We start from the raw sequence: 16,955 nt of genomic DNA, 5'->3' as shown, positions 1-16,955 counted from the left end.
GCCGTTCAATCGCCCATCAGTGCGCCAAAGACTTTCTTCGCCATGCTGGTGGCGGCTTGTGCCGGGTTCTGACGGATGCTGGCTTCCTGTTCGGCGATGACCGTGAACAGCCCATCGAGCGCTTGCTCGGCCACGTAACCCTCGACCGTGCCGTATCGCGGATCGACTGCACCCAGGCCGGAGGCCTTGGCCGCCAGCGCATTGTATTGCTGCGCCACGCCGACCTTGTCGGTGGCCTGCTTGATGATCGGCAGGAACTTGGCGCGGATCTGTTCGCGGCTGGTCTTGTTCAGGTACTGCGTCGCCGAGTCGTTGCCCCCGGCCAGGATCGCCTTGGCGTCGGCCACGGTCATCTTCTTCACCGCGTCCAGCAGCAATGCCTGAGCCTGGGGTACAGCGGCTTCGGCAGCCTTGTTCATGCCGTTTTCCAGTTCCTCGACCTGGGCGCCCATCCCCATCATCTTCAACATGCGCGAGGCTTTGCCGATATTGCCCGGCAGTTCGATGCGCACATCCGGATCGTTGCTGAACCCTCCGGGCCGGCCCAGCTGCTGCACGGCGACTTTCGTCCCCTGGTTCAACGCGTCTTTCAGCGCCTTGCTGGCATCGCCCTGGCTAAGATCGGACAGCGAAAGCGCCCAGGCGCTGGCACAGAGCATCAGACCGGTGAGCAAAACGGAGGTGCGTAGCATGGTAATTCCTCTAAGGTGATACGGAGGGCAGGCGCAGATTGAAGAGCCAGACACGGCGCGCCAAACGATGGCAGCAGCTTGTCCCGAGCGTTTCGTTGATGCAAGCCTGCGATACCTGATAGCCGGCGATGCACGCGAACGTCGGCTCCATCCGAACCTATCCGGGCGCGCATTAGGCCGCCAACATGCACTGCCCCGCCAACCGAACGGCGTTACGATTGGGCTTGGCGGCGAACCCGCTCGCAATACCCACCCGTGCAGAGGAACGAAACCATGCTCAAGGCACTCAAGGCGCTGTTCGATCGCAACGAGGACGATCAGGCCACGCCACACAGCGTAGAGGTGGCCGCGGCGGCGCTGCTGATCGAAGTCGGACGTGCCGATTACGAAAGCGATGCAGATGAACAGAAAGCCATCATCGAAGCCATCCGCCAGGGCTCAGGGCTGCAAGACGGCGAACTTGCATCGCTGATCGATGCCGGGCAAGCATCCGCCGAACGATCCACCTCGCTGTACGAGTTCACCACGCTGATCAACGCGCAGTACTCGGTGGACGAAAAATTCGCTCTGATCGAGGCGCTATGGCGCGTCGCCGCGGCCGATGGCGATATCCACCGATATGAAGACCACCTGATCCGCCGGATTGCCGATCTGCTGTATGTGCCGCACTCGGACTTCATCCGCGCCAAGCTGAACGTGCTGGGTACCTGACTGCGCCAGAGCTGCCAGCGCCTGGGGCTCGACCCTTGGACGACCTGCCAGGCGGCTCAGAACTCGAACGCGCCGGGGTCGCACTGCCGATCGTCACGCGGGTGGCCTCGCTGATCGGTGTCCGGGCAGAGCACGCCGCCCATGTCGATGGGGTCGAAGTAGGGGCTGTCTTCGAGCGGCTCGCGCAGTGCGACGGTGCGCGTCGGGCCGCCGTTATCCTGCAGGGCGCCGAGATACAGGCGCACCCCGGCTTCGTCCGCCGTGGTGGGGCTGAAGCCGCAGCCACCCAGGAAATCGTACAGTCCCCCTCCGGAGCCGCCGATGGCGTTGAAGCTGCCACTGATCAAGGTGCCACTGCAGAACGGCATATCGTTGAAGGCGCGTATTTCGACCAGGCTGTTGGCCAGGCGGAACTCGCCGCTACCGCTATGGCTCAACAACTGCGAATGATTGCTGAAGGTGGCGTTGCGGACCGATACCTTGCCGTCGACGTTGCCGATTTCCGCGGCGCGCACGCCACCGGTGGTGCTGCGATTGTCGACGAAGGTGCTGTTCAGGATGTCGACGGTGCCCTGATAGTTCAGTAGCCCACCCCAGAAGCGCGCGTCGTTGCCGGTGATCAGGCTGTCGCGTAGATACAGCTGTGCCGTCGGGCCCATGTTGGAGAGGCCGCCCGCGTGTCCGGATTCGTAACCGGTCGAATTCTGTTCGATGGTCGTGCGGGCGACCAGCGCTTGGCCCTCGTTGAACAGGCCCGCGCCACGGTTGCACAGGCGTCGGCTGGGAAAGGCCGCGCAGGAGGTTTCCAGCTCATGATCGATGGTGTTGCCGCGCAGCAGCATCCGGTCCATGCGCAGATTGCCTCGATTCCAGATCGCGCCGCCGCCGCTGCCCATGGGCCGGCCGTTTTCCAGGCGCAGATAGCTGAGCATCACCGCCCGTGGCGCGGCGGCGTAGATATCGAAAATCCGGTCGATGGCGCCGCCGTCGACGATGACCTGCAAATCGTCGTTCTTCGCCGCGTGCCCCAAGCCCATCAGCGTCAGCCCATCGGTGATGTCCAGGTCGCCAATCGCATCGTTCGGCACGTCCGCGGCCTCCGGGCCGGTCAATGCCAGCACGTACCGCCCTGACGGCACCTCGATCAGGTCGTGCCCCTGGTACGCGTTGCTCTCCATCACGGCGGCCCTGAGCGTGCAGCGATTGGAGATGGAGCGGCAGTTGCCATCGCCCGGCTCGGCATCCACCTCGTCGGCGGTACTGTCCACACGTAAGGTCAAGCCGATGGACGCCGCACAATCGCCCGGCAGCGGGTCGCCAGTGACGCTCATGAGGTAGCCGGAGGCTTCCGGAAAGCGCTTTTCATGGACGGTGCTCGAATAGCCGGAGCCGAGCCAGTTGCGGCGCTGATAACCGACACTGAAGTGATAGGGGATGTTGGTTTCGCAGGTATCGGCAAAGTAGCCCACGGCGTGCTGATCACTCGGCAACGGCATCATCGCCCAGGGCGTGCCATGGATGACCGCATTGACGTGCGCGATGCGGTTGCCACGAGCATCGACCTGCGCCCGTAACGGGTAGAGCGGCACTGGCGAGCGGGTAACGGAGGAGGGCGTGAGGTTGGTCAGGCTGGGCGTTGCGCAACCGCCCAAGCCCACGACCAGAGACAAGGCGATCACACGGGTGCGTGCCATACAGGCCCCTTTCGGTAGAAGTCCGAAACGTTTTTCTCGGGTTGCCTGCTGATTATGGGCGCCGTGCTAGGCGGCGAACGAACGTTTCGGCATTAAGCTCGAGGGCCGTTAGCGTGGTTTCCGATGATGGCCTCGCTGCCGGACGCCCATGCTTGAGCGTCCGCGACTGAAATTAGTCGGTTGGTTGTTCCTCATCGTGCCGCTCCAGGGCCACCTGGCGAATCGATAGACGAATCTCGGCGGGCAGCACGCGTTTGGCGACGCCCTCGGCCAGTTCGCCCAGCTTGTCGTGGTAGCCGAGCTTGCCGGTGTCGTCCTGACGCAGCACGTCCTGGTCCTGCAGGCTTTTGATGAAATGCCGGAACAGGCTCTTGTCGAAGAACTCCGGCGCGTTCAGGCCATGCAGGATCGACAGGCGCTGGGCCATGATCGTGCAGAGCGTCTCCAGCTCTTCGGCGTCGAGCGTGTTCTGGCCGCTGTTGAGCAGCAGCGAAATCGCCATGTAGAAGCGTTGCAGCGTTTGCACGATGACCCGCGCCAGCAATGTCAGCAGCACGAACTGGCGCGAGCTCGGCGCCGGCCGTACGTAGGTCTCACCGTCGAGCTTGAGCAGCCCCTGTTCGACGAAGGCGGCCAGCCACTGATCGATCACTGCCTCCAGCTCCTCCGGTTCCCAGCGAATGAACAGCTCGGCGCGCAAGTACGGATACAGGGCCTCGGTAAAGCGCAGGATCTGCTCACGGCTGATCCGCGAGCTGCTCTGGAAGAAGCTCGCCAGCAGCGCCGGCAACGCGAAGATGTGCATCACGTTGTTGCGGTAGTAGGTCATCAGGACGGCGTTTTGCTCGTCCAGATAGAGAATGTTGCCCAGCGCATCCTTTTGTTCGGCAAGCAGGCCGAGCGCTTTGACGTAGCTGATCAGCGTCTCGCCGTCGCCGTCCGGCAGGGTGGTGTGCGGCGAGTAGGGCACGGTGCGCAGCAGGTTTTGGTAAAGGTCCAGGATGCGCGCCAGCGAACGACGATCCAGCGCCTGGCGGCTGGTGGAGAGCATCGCCAGGGCCACCAGGTTGACGGGGTTGACTGCCGCCGCCTCGTTGAGCCGTTGGGCGATGCGCTCGGACAGCTTGTTGGTGGTCTCGTTGAGCCAGTCGGGGCGGAAATTCGGTGCCAGGTCCTGCTGGCGCCAGCCCGGTTGGTGCTGCTCCAGAAACTCGTTGAGCTTCAGCGGCTCGCCGAAATTCACCCAGACCTGGCCGAAGCGCTGCTTGAGCGCACCGATGACCTTGAAGATGTCGAAGATCGATTCCTTCTTCTTCGCCGCGCCGCGGAGCTCGCCGAGATAGGTGCGGCCCTCCAGCACCCGCTCGTAGCCGATGTAGACCGGCACGAAGAGAATCGGCAGGCGTGAAGAGCGCAAGTAGCTGCGCAGCGTGATGGCGAGCATGCCGGTTTTCGGCTGCAGCATGCGCCCGGTGCGCGAGCGCCCGCCCTCGACGAAATACTCCACCGGAAAGCCGCGGCTGAACAGCGTATGCAGGTATTCGTTGAACACCGAGGTGTAGAGCGGGTTGCCCTTGAACGACCGGCGCATGAAGAAGGCACCGCCGCGACGCAGCAGGCTGCCGACCACCGGCATGTTGAGGTTGATGCCGGCGGCAATGTGCGGCGGTGTCAGGCCGTTACGGAACAACAGGTAGGACAGCAGCAGGTAGTCGATATGGCTGCGGTGGCACGGCACGTAGATGACTTCGTAGCCATGCACCGCGTCCTGCAAAGGCTCCAGATGGTTGACCCGGATGCCGTCGTAGATCTTGTTCCAGAACCAGGAGAGCACCACCTCGAGAAAGCGCACGGCGGTGTAGGCGTAGTCGGAGGCAATCTCGTTGCCATAGCGCAGGGCGCGGGCCTCGGCCTTTTCAAGCGGAATGTTTTCGCGCTCGGCTTCGTCCCTGATCGCCTGGCGCACCTGTGGGGCATGTACCAGCCCCTTGACCAGGTTGCGGCGGTGCGACAGATCGGGACCGATCACCGCGGTCTTCTGGTTGCGGAAGTGCACGCGCAGCATGCGATGGGCCATGCGCAGGGTGCGCTCGTGGCCCTTGTTCTGCGCCACCAGCTCATTGAGCTGGATTGGTGTGGAGAACTGCACGCGGGTCTTGCGGCCGAGCATGATGATGCTCATCAGCTTGCGCAGACGCCCGGTGACGGCCCAGCTGTCGGCGAACAGCAGCTTCCAGGGACTGGTCTCACGCGCGGGGTTCTGTCCCCAGAACACGCTCACCGGAATGATCTGCGCGTTATCCACGGCATTGTGTTCCAGCGCGCCAACCAGGCGCACCAGCGGTTCAGGCGTGACCATTCGGGTCCGCCGGCCGAACCAGCTGGCAGCCGGGTTGAGGAAAATGAACGCCGCGGGCTCCAGGTGATCGCCCACGGCCACTTCCGCGACCGGCCGCGGCAGGCCGGCCTTGCTGCACTCGTGGTCGAGCACCGCCAGGTCGCTCAGCGAGGCGCGCTGCAGGACATAGAACACCGGCTTGCTGCGATCCAGCTTGAGGGTGAAAGCGGACTGGTTGATGGTTTCGGAGCGTACCCAGATGTAGAGCACGCGGCGCAGCAGGGAAAAGATCAGACGGCGAATGGGGGAGCGGGTCATACGTCAGATTCGACTGTGAAGGGGGTTAATACCCTCGAAGGGCGCAAGTGTGCCGCAAGCGGAGGGTGGGCAAAAGGGTGGGCAGCCGGCGTCTGCTTGCCGATGGGTCTCGCCTGTCAGCGCTTGGGGCAATTGTGTACGCGTTTGAGCAGCGGTTAAGAGGCGTCGTTCCTGACGTCGTCGCCTGTCGGCAGCAGTACCTGCGAGCTGATGACCTTCGCATACTCACCGTCCAGGTTGGCCAGCGACATGTCGTGTACCGCATCAGCACTGCGCATCCGGCCTCGGTAATCCCGCTTGACAAAGGTGAAACAGGCATCTTCGACTACGTAGGCATCGATGCCTCTGCAGCCAGCGGTTCTTGCCGTTGCCTCGACCGAATTGTTCGTGGCGACGCCGGTAATGACGATTGAGCCAACACCCAGTTGCGTCAGGATCGCTTCCAGATCGGTTCCGGTGAACGCGCACGGCGTGGGTTTTTCAATGACGGTTTCGTGCTCGCTGGGCAGGAAGGCCGGCTTGAAGTCGAAGCCTTCCTGAAAAGGCCAGAACACCGAGTCCGGCTCCGACGATCGGTGCCGAATGTGAATCACTGGTCGACCGCTTGCGCGCCAGTGGGCTAGCAGGGCGAGCATCACCGCTTCTGCATGAGGGTTGTTTCGTTGGCCCAGCTTGGGGTGATCGATACCTTTTTGCTGATCGATCACCAGGAGCGCGGCGTCTTCCATTCGTTTGTCGATCCAACGTTGAGGGTAAAGCGCGAACGGTAGCTGATCCCTTGAACGGAGCGATCTTGTTTCTGGTTCGCTACTTGTCGGCTCCGTCAGGCGTCATCGCATGAGCATCGTCTGGTCAGCCGCTGGTGGTGCCCGTCTCGCGAGGCAGGCCGGTTTTAGGATAGTAGAAGTCCTGCGCGTGCGGCTGCGAGAGAGCAGAAAGGCCTTGCCGTGCTGGTTGCAATGCCTGTCGCGCTCTTTTTATAGTCCGGCGCGCATTGGGCCCGTCTTTGCCGAGTTCGGTCGTGGGTCCGTCATGGGTGAGAGCGATGATCGAACTGAAGAATCTGACGAAAAGATTTGCCCAGCACACGGCGGTGGATGCCTTGTCATTCACTGTCCAACCCGGCGAAGTACTCGGTTTTCTCGGCCCCAACGGCGCCGGTAAATCGACCACCATGAAGATGCTTACCGGCTTCCTGGCGCCGACGTCCGGTACGGCGAGCATCCTGGGCTGTGACATCCAGACCCGTACGCTGCAGGCTCAGCGTCAGATCGGCTATCTGCCCGAGGGTGCGCCCTGTTACGGCGACATGACGGTGCGCGGCTTTCTCGAGTTCATCGCCGAGGTGCGTGGCTTTCGTGGTGCGGACAAGCGTGTCCGGGTCGATACCGCGGCGGGGCAGGTCGAGCTGGAGGGGGTGTTGGGTCAGAGCATCGAGACGCTGTCCAAAGGCTTCAAGCGCCGTGTCGGCCTGGCCCAGGCAATCCTCCATGATCCGCGTGTGTTGATCCTGGACGAGCCCACGGACGGTCTGGACCCGAACCAGAAGCATCAGGTGCGCGAGCTGATCAGCGGGCTGGCGCAGGACAAGATTGTCATCATCTCCACCCATATTCTCGAAGAGGTCACGGCCGTTTGCACCCGCGCGGTGGTGATTGCGGGCGGACGGCTGGTGGCTGACGGCACGCCGTTCGAGTTGGAGAGCCGTTCGAGGTATCACCAGGCCGTGACCCTGGTCAGCGACGAGCCCCTGGATGACGTCGCGCTGGCGGCGTTGCCGGGGGTGGCCGGTGTCGAATTCAACGAGCGTGAGCATAGCCTCACGGTGTTGGCCAAGCCCGGCGAGGTGATCTTCCCGCAGATCAACGCATTGATTGCTCAGCAGGGCTGGGCCGTCACGGAGCTGGATGTGGAGCGTGGCCGCTTGGATGAAGTGTTCCGAACCTTGACCCGTGGGGAGGCGCTATGAGCCAGTTGCCGGTGGTTTTCAAACGCGAACTGGGCAGTTATTTCGCGACGCCCCTCGCTTACGTGTTCATCCTGATATTCCTGGTGCTGTCCGGGGTGTTCACCTTCTACCTGGGCGGTTTCTACGAGCGCGGCCAGGCAGATCTCGTTCCATTCTTCAGTTTCCACACCTGGCTGTACCTGTTCCTGATACCGGCCATCGCCATGCGTCTGTGGGCCGAGGAGCGCAAATCGGGGTCCATCGAATTGCTGATGACGCTGCCGATCACCCGTTTCGAGGCCGTCACCGGCAAGTTCCTGGCCGCCTGGATATTTGCCGGCATTGCCTTGCTGCTGACCTTCCCGATGATCATTACCGTCAATTACCTTGGCGAACCCGACAACGGCGCGATCATCACGGGTTACGCCGGCAGCTGGTTGCTGGCGGGGGCTTTCCTGGCGATCGGCTCGTGCATGTCGGCGCTGGCCAAGAATCAGGTGATCGCCTTCATCCTGGCGGTCAGCGTGTGTTTCCTCTTCATCGTCAGTGGCCTGCCCATGGTGCTTGATGCCTTCGCCTGGGCGCCGCGTTGGCTGGTCGATGCGGTCGCTTCGCTGAGCTTTCTGATCCGCTTCGATGCGCTCAGCAAGGGCGTCATCGATCTACGTGACCTGCTGTACTTCGTCACGCTGATCATCGCCTGGCTGGCGGCCACCGCCGTGGTCGTCGATCTGAAGAAAGCGGCATAAGGACCTCCCATGAAACGAGTGATGTATTCGGGCGCCGGATTGCTGCTGATCGCCTTGGCGTTCCTGGTGTTCAATGCGTTTTCCGGCCTGGTATTCACCCATGCTCGGCTGGATTTGACCGAGCAGAAGCTCTACACCATCTCCGACGGCACCAAGACGATTCTCGACGGGCTGGACAAGCCCATCGAGCTGGACTTCTTCTACTCGGACGAGGCAACCAAAGGCCTGGTCGCGCTGCGCAATTACGCACGACGTGTGGAGGAGCTGTTGCGCGCCTATGAGCGCGAGGCAGGCGGCAATCTGAAACTGCATATCGTCGACCCCGAGCCGTTCTCCGAAGAAGAGGATCGCGCCGCCGAACTCGGGCTGCAGGCCGTGCCGCTGAACCAGGGCGGGGACAAGGTCTATTTCGGACTGGCCGCAACCAACGCCGATGGCCGCACGCAGAGCATTCCCTTCTTCGCCCTGGATCAGGAGGAGTTCCTCGAGTACGACCTCAGCCGTCTGGTACAGAGCGTGGCGTCACCGCAGAGGCCGGTCGTCGGCGTGCTATCGGATTTGCCGATCACCGGTGGGTTCGACATGCGCACCCAGCAAGCGACCTCGCCCTGGACGATGCTGGAAGAGATTCGCCAGCTGTTCCATATCGAAAGCCTCGAGCGCAACGTCGACCTGATTCCGGCGAGTGTCTCGGTGCTGATGGTGGTGCATCCCAAGGGCTTGCCGGAGCAGACGCTCTACGCAATCGACCAGTTCGTCATGCGGGGCGGAAAGCTGTTGGTATTCCTCGATCCGTACAGTGAGGCCGATCCGGGGATGGGGTTCATGCCGGGAGAGCCTGGCGATGGCAAGGCCTCCGATCTGGAGCCGCTGTTGAAGGCCTGGGGCGTGAAAATGGCGCCTGATCGTGTGGTGCTGGATGCGGCCAATGCGATGTCGGTCGGTGTAGGCGAGGAACGGCGACCGGTCCGGCATCCGGCCTGGCTGAGTCTGCCGCAGCAGAACATGGATAGCGACGATGTCACCACCGCCTCGCTGGAAAGCCTGACCCTGGCGACTTCAGGTTTCCTCGAGCCGCTGGAAAACGCCACGACCCGTTTCACGCCTTTGGTGCAGAGTTCCAGCTACGCCATGCCGATCGAGGCGCAGCGCTTCGACACGCTGGAAAATCCCGAGGTATTGCTGCGTGAACTCGAACCTACCGGGGAGCGTTATACGCTTGCGGCGCGTATCCGGGGCCCGGCGCACTCGGCCTATCCGGATGGCATCGAAGGCCGCAAGGATGGTCTGAAGGACAGTGCCAGCATCAACGTCATCGCCGTGGCGGATACGGATCTGCTGGCCGACCGCATGTGGGTACAGGTGCAGGACTTCTTCGGTCAGCGCATGCCGCAGCCCTGGGCCGACAACGGCACCTTCGTGATCAATGCGCTGGACAACCTCTCCGGCACCGACGCATTGATCAGCGTCCGTTCGCGAGGGCGCTTCGCTCGGCCTTTCGTGGTCGTCGAGGAGTTGCAGCGACAGGCCGAGAACCGCTTCCGCGAGAAGGAGGAGGCGCTGCAGCAACGCCTCGCCGCCACCGAGGCGCAGCTCGCCGAACTGCAGGGGCCAAATGCAGAAGGCGCGATAGAACTCACGGCCGAGCAACAGGCGGCGCTGCAACGCTACATGCAGGAAAAACTGCGTATTCGCAAAGAACTGCGCGAGGTGCGTTACCAGCTCAACGCCGATATCGAAGCCCTCGGGCGGCTGCTCAAGTTCTTCAATATCGCGCTGGTTCCGCTGGTGTTGACCTTGGGCGTGCTGCTGGCCTGGTTCTGGCGGCGGCGCAAACCGGCCTGATTACCTCCGCAGCCGGTGCGATCGCCCGGATCGGCTGCGGAGTGACGCTTCGTCTATCGTCAGGACGGCGCCGCCCGGCGGCAGCCACATGAATGTGTTGGATCGTAAAAAAATCCAAGACGGGAAAATCCCTGCTCTATACTCGTCCGATGGTCGGCCTGAAACGTGCTTGTCACACCGGTTTGGCTATAGTCATGGCCGCTAGGTGGCCTGCGACGGGTTCAGGCTGATCGTCCCTCCCCCGAACGGGGAATAATAAGAATCGAGTTGGAGAAGTAGAATGGCTGAGCGCGAAACCGGAACCGTCAAGTGGTTCAACGATGCCAAGGGCTATGGATTCATTCAGCGTGGCAGCGGGGCGGATGTATTTGTTCACTACCAGGCTATTCGTGGCGAAGGCCACCGCTCTCTGGCTGAAGGCCAGCAGGTGGAGTTTTCCGTGACTCAGGGCCAGAAAGGGCTGCAGGCCGAGGATGTTGCCGGGCTCTGATCACCGCAGCGGACCTTGAAGCCGGCCATTGACGGCTGAGCTACTGACGAAGCCCCGACCCTGGTCGGGGCTTTTGCTTTGTGTAGTCCTCGCGCGGGCTCAGGCAATGCCGGCCGGTCTGGATCGCTGCTTTTTTCACGCTGTCAAAACGCGAAACCCCGCCACAGGGCGGGGTTCCGTCGTCGCGTCGCAGCGCGCTGTCACTCGCGTTACATGTTGGGGTAGTTGGGCCCTCCGGTGCCTTCCGGTGCTACCCAGGTGATGTTCTGAGACGGATCCTTGATGTCGCACGTCTTGCAGTGCACGCAGTTTTGCGCGTTGATCTGGAAGCGCTTGCTTCCGTCGTCATTGTCCACGACCTCATACACGCCAGCCGGGCAGTAACGCTGAGCCGGCTCGTCGTACAGCGGCAGGTTGCGCTCGATCGGAATGCTCGGATCCGTCAGCTTGAGGTGGACCGGCTGTTCCTCTTCGTGGTTGGTGTTTGAGAGGAACACCGAGCTGAGCTTGTCGAAGCTGAGCTTGCCGTCAGGCTTGGGATATTCGATCTTCTTCGACTCGGCCGCCGTTTTCAGGCAGGCGTAGTCCGGCTTGGTGTCGTGCAGCGTGAACGGAATCTTGCCACCGAAGATGTTCTGGTCGATGAAGTTGAACGCACCGCCCTTGACCGCGCCCCACTTGTGGATCGCTGCGCCGAAGTTGCGGCTGGCATACAGCTCCTGATACAGCCAGCTGGCCTTGAAACCTTCTTCGTAGCCAGTCAGCTCATCACCGCCTTCACGGCCGGCAAACAGGGCGTCCGCCACGGCTTCGGCGGCCAGCATGCCGGACTTCATCGCGGTATGGCTGCCCTTGATCTTGGCGAAGTTCAGCGTGCCAGCGTCGCAGCCGATCAGGGCGCCGCCATTGAACACCATCTTCGGCAGCGAGTTGATGCCGCCCTTGGCGATGGCCCGCGCGCCATAGGACACCCGCTTGCCGCCTTCGAGGTACTGCTTGATGACCGGGTGATGCTTGTAGCGCTGGAACTCGTCGAATGGGGAGAGGAACGGGTTGCTGTAGGACAGGTCGACGATCAGGCCAACCACCACCTGGTTGTTTTCCAGATGGTAGAGGAACGAACCGCCGGTGTTCGCATCGTCCAGCGGCCAGCCAGCCGTATGCACGACCAGGCCTTGCTCGTGCTTGGCTGGATCGATGTCCCAGAGCTCCTTGATGCCGATGCCGTAGTGCTGCGGGTCGACATTGGCGTTGAGTTGGAAGCGGTTGATCAGTTGCTTGCCGATATGGCCGCGGCAGCCTTCGGCGAACAGGGTGTACTTGGCCCGCAGCTCCATGCCCGGGGTGTACATGCCTTCTTTAGGGTTGCCTTCGCGGTCGACGCCGAGGTCGCCGGTGACGATGCCGCGCACCACGCCCTGTTCGTCGATCAGCGCTTCCTGGGCGGCGAAGCCCGGGTAGATTTCGACGCCAAGGTTCTCAGCCTGCTGGGCCAGCCAGCGGCACAGGTTACCCAGGGAAATGATGTAGTTGCCTTCGTTGTGCATGGTCTTGGGAACCAGTGCATTCGGCAGCTTGCGCGCGGCCTCGGCATTCTTGAGCAGGTAGATGTCGTCTCGCTTGACCGGGGTGTTCAGCGGCGCTTCGAGCTCTTTCCAGTTGGGGAACAGTTCGTTCAGGGCGCGTGGCTCGAACACGGCGCCAGATAGGATATGGGCGCCTACTTCGGAACCCTTCTCAACGACGCAGACGCTGATCTCCTTACCAGCATCGGCGGCTCGTTGCTTCAGTCGGCAGGCAGCGGACAGGCCCGCGGGGCCGGCGCCGACGATCACTACGTCGAATTCCATGTATTCGCGTTCCATTGGCTATCTCCTACTCAAGGCTTGATTGTTTTATAAAAGTGGAGGGCTTGGATCGAATCCCTGATCAAGCCGAGCTGGCGCATTATATATAGACGCCCTGATCGGTCCAATACAAACGTTTGTTTGAATTTTTTGTCAGCCTGTTAGAATCCGGAAACTGCGGCTCATCAGGCCGGGTGAAAACGTAGCGAGCGACGGTTAGGCAAGGCACGAAAACGGGCGAGGAAGCGGAGTTTACGAGCTGTAAATGAGCATTCCGAGCCTGTTTTCAACGCGGCATAACCGAGCGCAGTAGCTTTCACACGGCCTGTTATGGCGGGTCATTCGCATTGTTGACCCCGGCTTACGGCTGCAGTCAAGATACGGGCAGTTTTGTGCTCGCCGAACAGGTCCAGTGGCTAAGTTGCACCCCTGGATCTCGAGCATGGCTCGGTTCGCCTCGGCGAAATTCTATTCACCGGAGAGTAACGAGGAATCCATGAAGATTCTTGTAGCTGTCAAACGAGTGGTCGATTACAACGTCAAGGTCCGCGTCAAGGCGGACAACTCCGGCGTCGATCTCGCCAACGTCAAGATGTCGATGAACCCCTTCTGCGAGATCGCCGTGGAAGAAGCCGTGCGCCTGAAAGAGAAGGGCGTGGCCAGTGAAATCGTCGTGGTTTCCATCGGGCCGACTGCTGCTCAGGAACAACTGCGTACTGCGCTGGCACTGGGTGCCGATCGCGCCGTACTGGTCGAGTCGAGCGAAGAACTCAACTCGCTGGCCGTGGCCAAGTTGTTGAAAGCCGTCGTCGACAAGGAGCAGCCGCAGCTGGTCATCCTTGGCAAGCAGGCCATCGACAGCGACAACAACCAGACCGGTCAGATGCTCGGCGCGTTGACCGGCTTTGCCCAAGGCACTTTTGCCTCGAAGGTCGAGGTGAGTGGCGACAAGGTGAGCGTCGAGCGTGAAATCGACGGCGGTGCCCAGACCGTTTCGCTGAATCTGCCGGCGATCGTCACCACCGATCTGCGCCTTAACGAGCCGCGCTACGCCTCGCTGCCGAACATCATGAAAGCCAAGAAGAAGCCGCTGGAAGTCCTGACTCCAGATGCGCTGGGTGTATCCACCACCTCCACCGTCAAGGTCCTCAAGGTCGAAGCGCCAGCTGCACGCAGCGCCGGTATCAAGGTCAAGTCCGTGGAAGAACTGGTCGAGAAACTGAAGAACGAGGCGAAGGTAATCTAAATGACTATCCTGGTTATCGCTGAACACAACAACGCCGTCCTGGCCGCCGCTACGCTCAACACCGTGGCCGCCGCGAAAGCCATTGGTGGCGACATCCATGTGCTGGTCGCCGGCAGCAACTGCGCCGCCATCGGTGAAGCCGCTGCAAAAATCGAAGGCGTATCCAAGGTCCTGGTTGCCGACAACGCCGCCTACGCCCATCAGTTGCCGGAGAACGTCGCGCCGCTGATCGCCGAGCTGGCCAAGAACTACAGCCACGTGCTGGCCGCGGCTACCACCAATGGCAAAAACTTCCTGCCACGCGTTGCGGCGCTGCTGGATGTCGACCAGATTTCCGAAATCATTGCCGTTGAAAGTGCCGACACCTTCAAGCGTCCGATCTACGCCGGCAACGCCATTGCCACCGTGCAATCGAGCGCGCCGATCAAGGTCATCACCGTTCGCGCGACCGGTTTCGATCCGGTCAACGCCGAAGGCGGCTCGGCTGCCGTCGAGCAGGTGTCGGGTGCAGGCGACGCCGGCGTTTCCAGCTTCGTCGGTGAAGAGCTGGCCAAGTCCGACCGCCCTGAGCTGACCGCCGCGAAGATCGTCGTCTCCGGTGGCCGTGGCATGCAGAACGGCGACAACTTCAAGCACCTGTACTCGCTGGCCGACAAGCTTGGCGCAGCGGTTGGTGCTTCGCGCGCCGCGGTCGACGCCGGCTTCGTGCCCAACGATATGCAGGTCGGCCAGACCGGCAAGATCGTCGCGCCACAGCTGTACATCGCCGTCGGTATCTCCGGTGCGATCCAGCATCTGGCCGGCATGAAGGACTCCAAGGTGATCGTCGCGATCAACAAGGACGAAGAGGCGCCGATCTTCCAGGTTGCCGACTACGGCCTGGTGGGCGATCTGTTCGAGATCCTGCCGGAGCTCGAGCGTCTCGTCTGACCGAGCCGCTGCAAGAAAAACCCGCTCTCGTAGCGGGTTTTTTGTGAGCGCTCGCTGGTGACTACCGATGGTAAGATCGCCGGGCACCATTCCAGGTCCCACTACAGAGGTTCTCCATGCGTTGTGCCGTTTCGCTGACATTCGCCTTGACCGCCTTGCTGTGGGCGACTCCCTTTGCGGCGAACGCGGCGGCAGCCAAGTGTGATCGACTGATCGCGACCGGTGGCGCAAACAACCCGCCTTTTTTATGGCGCGATCCGCAGAATCCCAAGCGCCTAATGGGTGCGAACGCCGATCTGCTGAAGCAAATCACGGACTCGCTAGGCCTGAAGTTGGAGCTGCTATACACCGGGAACGCCGACAAGGCGCTGGAAGAAGTTCGCAGCGGCCGAGTCGACCTATTGGCCGATGCGGTGATCGATACGCCGCAGCTGGCGTATCTGGATTTCATCCACCCCGCGATCACGGAATTGCAGACCTCGGCATGGGTGCGCAACGATCCGGGCTTTCTTTACGCCAGTCGCGACGAGCTGGCAGGCCACGCCGGCACCTATGTCGCCACAACGCGCTTCGGTCGCGAGTTCCAGGCATACGCCGACAAGCGCCTTCGTCTGCGCGCTGTTCCAAGCTTGACCGAGGCCGTGAAAGGGCTGTTGGCCGGTAAGGCCGATTACGTGCTGCACGAGCGTTTCAATGCCATCGCGCAAGCCGGCCGCCAGGGCTGGCTCAACGATATACAGCGACTGGAGCCGCCGGTCAGTAGCCGTGGCATGCACCTTGCGGTGGCGCACGACTCGGCGTGCAACGGGCCCTGGCTGCGCGGACAGCTGGCGATAAAAATGACAGAATTGCGCGCTGCCGGTGTGCCGCAACAACTGCTGGTAGACAATCTCGAGCGCTGGAAGCAGCAGCCGGCATCGACACGTAATTCGCAACGCTAGGACCTCTCCCTTGATAAAACACCTTACCTGCATGCTCGGGCTATTGGCGTTGGTCGGCTGCGCCAGTGATCCGGCACCGACCGAACAGTTGCGTCTCACCGAGCAGGCGCTGATCCTGGCGCGCTCAGCGGGCGCGTCGGAGCAGACACCGGAGCTGGTGCTGGCCGAAGACAAGTACGCGGCGGCAGTGGCGGCGATGCGAGACGAAGACTTTCGCAAGGCCCGCCGGCTCGCCGAACGGGCGGAGCTGGATGCTCGACTGGCGGAGGCCAGCGTATTGAACGAAAAGCGCGATCAGGAGCTGGCCGAGTTGCAACGGCGTATCGCGCGGCTACGTGAACAGTTGGGAGATCTGCGGTGAGAGCGGTGCTTCTTATTCCCAGCTTGCTGATGGCGCTGGTTGGGCTTCAAGGTTGTGCGTCACAGGCGTCGCGGCAGCAGCTGGAGCAGGCGACCGTCGCGTTCCAGAAGGTCGGTGACGACCCTCAGACGCTTCATGATGCGCCGAAAGACGTGATGCGAGCCGCCGAGTCGCTGGAGCGGGCCAATCGGTTCGCCGACTACTGGGGCAGCGATGCGGACGTCGAACACTATGCGTACTTGAGTCAGCGATACAGCGAGATTGCGCGCCTGCACAGTGAGCAGGTCCAGAAGCAGCGGCGCGCCACTCAGTTGGCCATGGAGCGCGAGCGCCTGCGTCAGGCATTGCAGGAAGCGCGGTTGCTCGATGCCCAACAGCAAGGTCGATTGCTGGAAGACCAGATGGTCAGCCTGGCTGCCGCCGAGACCGATCGTGGCCTGGTAATGACCCTGGGTGATGTGCTGTTCGAGGCGGCCAGCGCCGAACTCGGACCGTCGGCCAACCGCACCTTGTTCAAGGTCGTACGTTTCCTGCAGCTCAATCCCAAACGCAGGGTGCGGATCGAAGGCTACACCGACAATCGAGGCGACGCGGCCGAAAACCTTGCGTTGTCCAAGGACCGGGCGCAGGCGGTGAGCGATTTCATGGAAAGCCTGGGCGTCGACCGAGGGCGCATGGAGGTGGTGGGCTATGGCGAGCAGCACCGCGTCGCCGAAAACGCCTCGGCGCGCGGCCGGGCCCAGAACCGGCGTGTGGAGATACTGTTCTCCGACGAGCTAGGCCGTCTGAGTAGTCCGCGTTAGTGTCCGTGCCGCTGAGCTAGGCAAAAGTAACTGACTGTGTCG

At 62.0% G+C, this 16,955-nt stretch carries 15 protein-coding genes; 10 read left to right on the top strand and 5 right to left on the bottom strand.

The features are described 5' to 3' along the window. Window positions 1–5: 5 nt before the first annotated feature. Entirely contained in the window at window positions 6–692 is a 687-nt protein-coding gene (locus tag KVO92_RS05915; protein ID WP_217474690.1) for a DUF4197 domain-containing protein, read from the bottom strand. A 273-nt stretch (window positions 693–965) separates the two neighbouring features. Between KVO92_RS05915 and KVO92_RS05910 the strand changes: the two genes are divergently transcribed. Then, window positions 966–1,403, top strand: coding sequence for a TerB family tellurite resistance protein (locus KVO92_RS05910; protein WP_217474689.1), 438 nt, complete (start codon window positions 966–968; stop codon window positions 1,401–1,403). A gap of 56 nt (window positions 1,404–1,459) precedes the next feature. On the opposite strand, the gene KVO92_RS05905 is transcribed toward KVO92_RS05910, so the two are convergent. From KVO92_RS05905 to KVO92_RS05895, 3 genes are all read right to left on the bottom strand, one after another. Then, window positions 1,460–3,097, bottom strand: coding sequence for a choice-of-anchor Q domain-containing protein (locus tag KVO92_RS05905; protein WP_217474688.1), 1,638 nt, complete (start codon window positions 3,095–3,097; stop codon window positions 1,460–1,462). A 172-nt stretch (window positions 3,098–3,269) separates the two neighbouring features. Then, window positions 3,270–5,753 carry a glycerol-3-phosphate 1-O-acyltransferase PlsB gene (gene plsB / locus KVO92_RS05900; RefSeq protein WP_217474687.1) on the bottom strand — a complete coding sequence of 828 codons (2,484 nt, stop codon included), beginning with the start codon at window positions 5,751–5,753 and terminating at the stop codon, window positions 3,270–3,272. A gap of 155 nt (window positions 5,754–5,908) precedes the next feature. Next, window positions 5,909–6,481 (bottom strand): cysteine hydrolase family protein, encoded by a 573-nt coding sequence (locus KVO92_RS05895; protein ID WP_217474686.1) that lies wholly within the window; start codon window positions 6,479–6,481, stop codon window positions 5,909–5,911. Between the two features lie 317 nt (window positions 6,482–6,798). Here KVO92_RS05895 and KVO92_RS05890 point away from each other — a divergent pair, with 317 nt between their 5' ends. From KVO92_RS05890 to KVO92_RS05875, 4 genes are all read left to right on the top strand, one after another. Beyond that, entirely contained in the window at window positions 6,799–7,722 is a 924-nt protein-coding gene (locus tag KVO92_RS05890; protein WP_217474685.1) for an ABC transporter ATP-binding protein, read from the top strand. Further along, complete coding sequence (locus KVO92_RS05885) at window positions 7,719–8,450, top strand: ABC transporter permease subunit (protein ID WP_217474684.1); 732 nt, start codon at window positions 7,719–7,721, stop codon at window positions 8,448–8,450. The genes KVO92_RS05890 and KVO92_RS05885 overlap by 4 nt, the downstream gene beginning before the upstream one ends. Before the next feature lie 9 nt (window positions 8,451–8,459). Further along, a complete protein-coding gene (locus KVO92_RS05880; protein ID WP_217474683.1) occupies window positions 8,460–10,295 on the top strand; it encodes a Gldg family protein in 1,836 nt (611 codons plus the stop codon). Between the two features lie 280 nt (window positions 10,296–10,575). Further along, the gene (locus KVO92_RS05875) at window positions 10,576–10,785 is read left to right on the top strand and encodes a cold-shock protein (protein ID WP_014852307.1); all 210 of its coding nucleotides are present in this window, start codon (window positions 10,576–10,578) and stop codon (window positions 10,783–10,785) included. A gap of 209 nt (window positions 10,786–10,994) precedes the next feature. Here the strand turns inward: KVO92_RS05875 and KVO92_RS05870 are convergent, their stop codons facing one another. Next, a complete protein-coding gene (locus KVO92_RS05870; protein ID WP_217474682.1) occupies window positions 10,995–12,650 on the bottom strand; it encodes an electron transfer flavoprotein-ubiquinone oxidoreductase in 1,656 nt (551 codons plus the stop codon). A gap of 478 nt (window positions 12,651–13,128) precedes the next feature. Between KVO92_RS05870 and KVO92_RS05865 the strand changes: the two genes are divergently transcribed. The 5 genes from KVO92_RS05865 (at window position 13,129) to KVO92_RS05845 (ending at window position 16,913) form a co-directional block, all read left to right on the top strand. Further along, window positions 13,129–13,878, top strand: a complete 750-nt coding sequence (locus tag KVO92_RS05865) for an electron transfer flavoprotein subunit beta/FixA family protein (protein ID WP_217474681.1) — start codon at window positions 13,129–13,131, stop codon at window positions 13,876–13,878. After that, on the top strand, window positions 13,879–14,808 hold the full coding sequence (locus tag KVO92_RS05860; RefSeq protein ID WP_217474680.1) for an electron transfer flavoprotein subunit alpha/FixB family protein: 930 nt from the start codon (window positions 13,879–13,881) through the stop codon (window positions 14,806–14,808). 116 nt (window positions 14,809–14,924) lie between these two features. Beyond that, on the top strand, window positions 14,925–15,749 hold the full coding sequence (locus tag KVO92_RS05855) for a substrate-binding periplasmic protein (protein WP_217474679.1): 825 nt from the start codon (window positions 14,925–14,927) through the stop codon (window positions 15,747–15,749). A gap of 31 nt (window positions 15,750–15,780) precedes the next feature. After that, a complete protein-coding gene (locus KVO92_RS05850; protein ID WP_217475436.1) occupies window positions 15,781–16,110 on the top strand; it encodes a DUF4398 domain-containing protein in 330 nt (109 codons plus the stop codon). A gap of 29 nt (window positions 16,111–16,139) precedes the next feature. Then, entirely contained in the window at window positions 16,140–16,913 is a 774-nt protein-coding gene (locus KVO92_RS05845; RefSeq protein ID WP_217475437.1) for an OmpA family protein, read from the top strand. The last annotated feature ends 42 nt before the right edge of the window (window positions 16,914–16,955 follow it).

This window comes from Stutzerimonas stutzeri, assembly GCF_019090095.1.
GTDB classification, from domain to species: Bacteria; Pseudomonadota; Gammaproteobacteria; order Pseudomonadales; family Pseudomonadaceae; genus Stutzerimonas; species Stutzerimonas stutzeri_AN.
The sequence above is the reverse complement of the archived record's forward strand: the minus strand, read 5'-3'. Positions and strand labels throughout refer to the sequence as shown.

Excerpts from the sequence above, each read along its gene's own strand:
- KVO92_RS05915 (WP_217474690.1), bottom strand. The coding sequence starts at position 692 with ATGCTACGCACCTCCGTTTTGCTCACCGGTCTGATGCTCTGTGCCAGC.
- KVO92_RS05910 (WP_217474689.1), top strand. The coding sequence starts at position 966 with ATGCTCAAGGCACTCAAGGCGCTGTTCGATCGCAACGAGGACGATCAG.
- KVO92_RS05905 (WP_217474688.1), bottom strand. The coding sequence starts at position 3,097 with ATGGCACGCACCCGTGTGATCGCCTTGTCTCTGGTCGTGGGCTTGGGC.
- plsB (WP_217474687.1), bottom strand. The coding sequence starts at position 5,753 with ATGACCCGCTCCCCCATTCGCCGTCTGATCTTTTCCCTGCTGCGCCGC.
- KVO92_RS05895 (WP_217474686.1), bottom strand. The coding sequence starts at position 6,481 with ATGGAAGACGCCGCGCTCCTGGTGATCGATCAGCAAAAAGGTATCGAT.
- KVO92_RS05890 (WP_217474685.1), top strand. The coding sequence starts at position 6,799 with ATGATCGAACTGAAGAATCTGACGAAAAGATTTGCCCAGCACACGGCG.
- KVO92_RS05885 (WP_217474684.1), top strand. The coding sequence starts at position 7,719 with ATGAGCCAGTTGCCGGTGGTTTTCAAACGCGAACTGGGCAGTTATTTC.
- KVO92_RS05880 (WP_217474683.1), top strand. The coding sequence starts at position 8,460 with ATGAAACGAGTGATGTATTCGGGCGCCGGATTGCTGCTGATCGCCTTG.
- KVO92_RS05875 (WP_014852307.1), top strand. The coding sequence starts at position 10,576 with ATGGCTGAGCGCGAAACCGGAACCGTCAAGTGGTTCAACGATGCCAAG.
- KVO92_RS05870 (WP_217474682.1), bottom strand. The coding sequence starts at position 12,650 with ATGGAACGCGAATACATGGAATTCGACGTAGTGATCGTCGGCGCCGGC.
- KVO92_RS05865 (WP_217474681.1), top strand. The coding sequence starts at position 13,129 with ATGAAGATTCTTGTAGCTGTCAAACGAGTGGTCGATTACAACGTCAAG.
- KVO92_RS05860 (WP_217474680.1), top strand. The coding sequence starts at position 13,879 with ATGACTATCCTGGTTATCGCTGAACACAACAACGCCGTCCTGGCCGCC.
- KVO92_RS05855 (WP_217474679.1), top strand. The coding sequence starts at position 14,925 with ATGCGTTGTGCCGTTTCGCTGACATTCGCCTTGACCGCCTTGCTGTGG.
- KVO92_RS05850 (WP_217475436.1), top strand. The coding sequence starts at position 15,781 with ATGCTCGGGCTATTGGCGTTGGTCGGCTGCGCCAGTGATCCGGCACCG.
- KVO92_RS05845 (WP_217475437.1), top strand. The coding sequence starts at position 16,140 with ATGGCGCTGGTTGGGCTTCAAGGTTGTGCGTCACAGGCGTCGCGGCAG.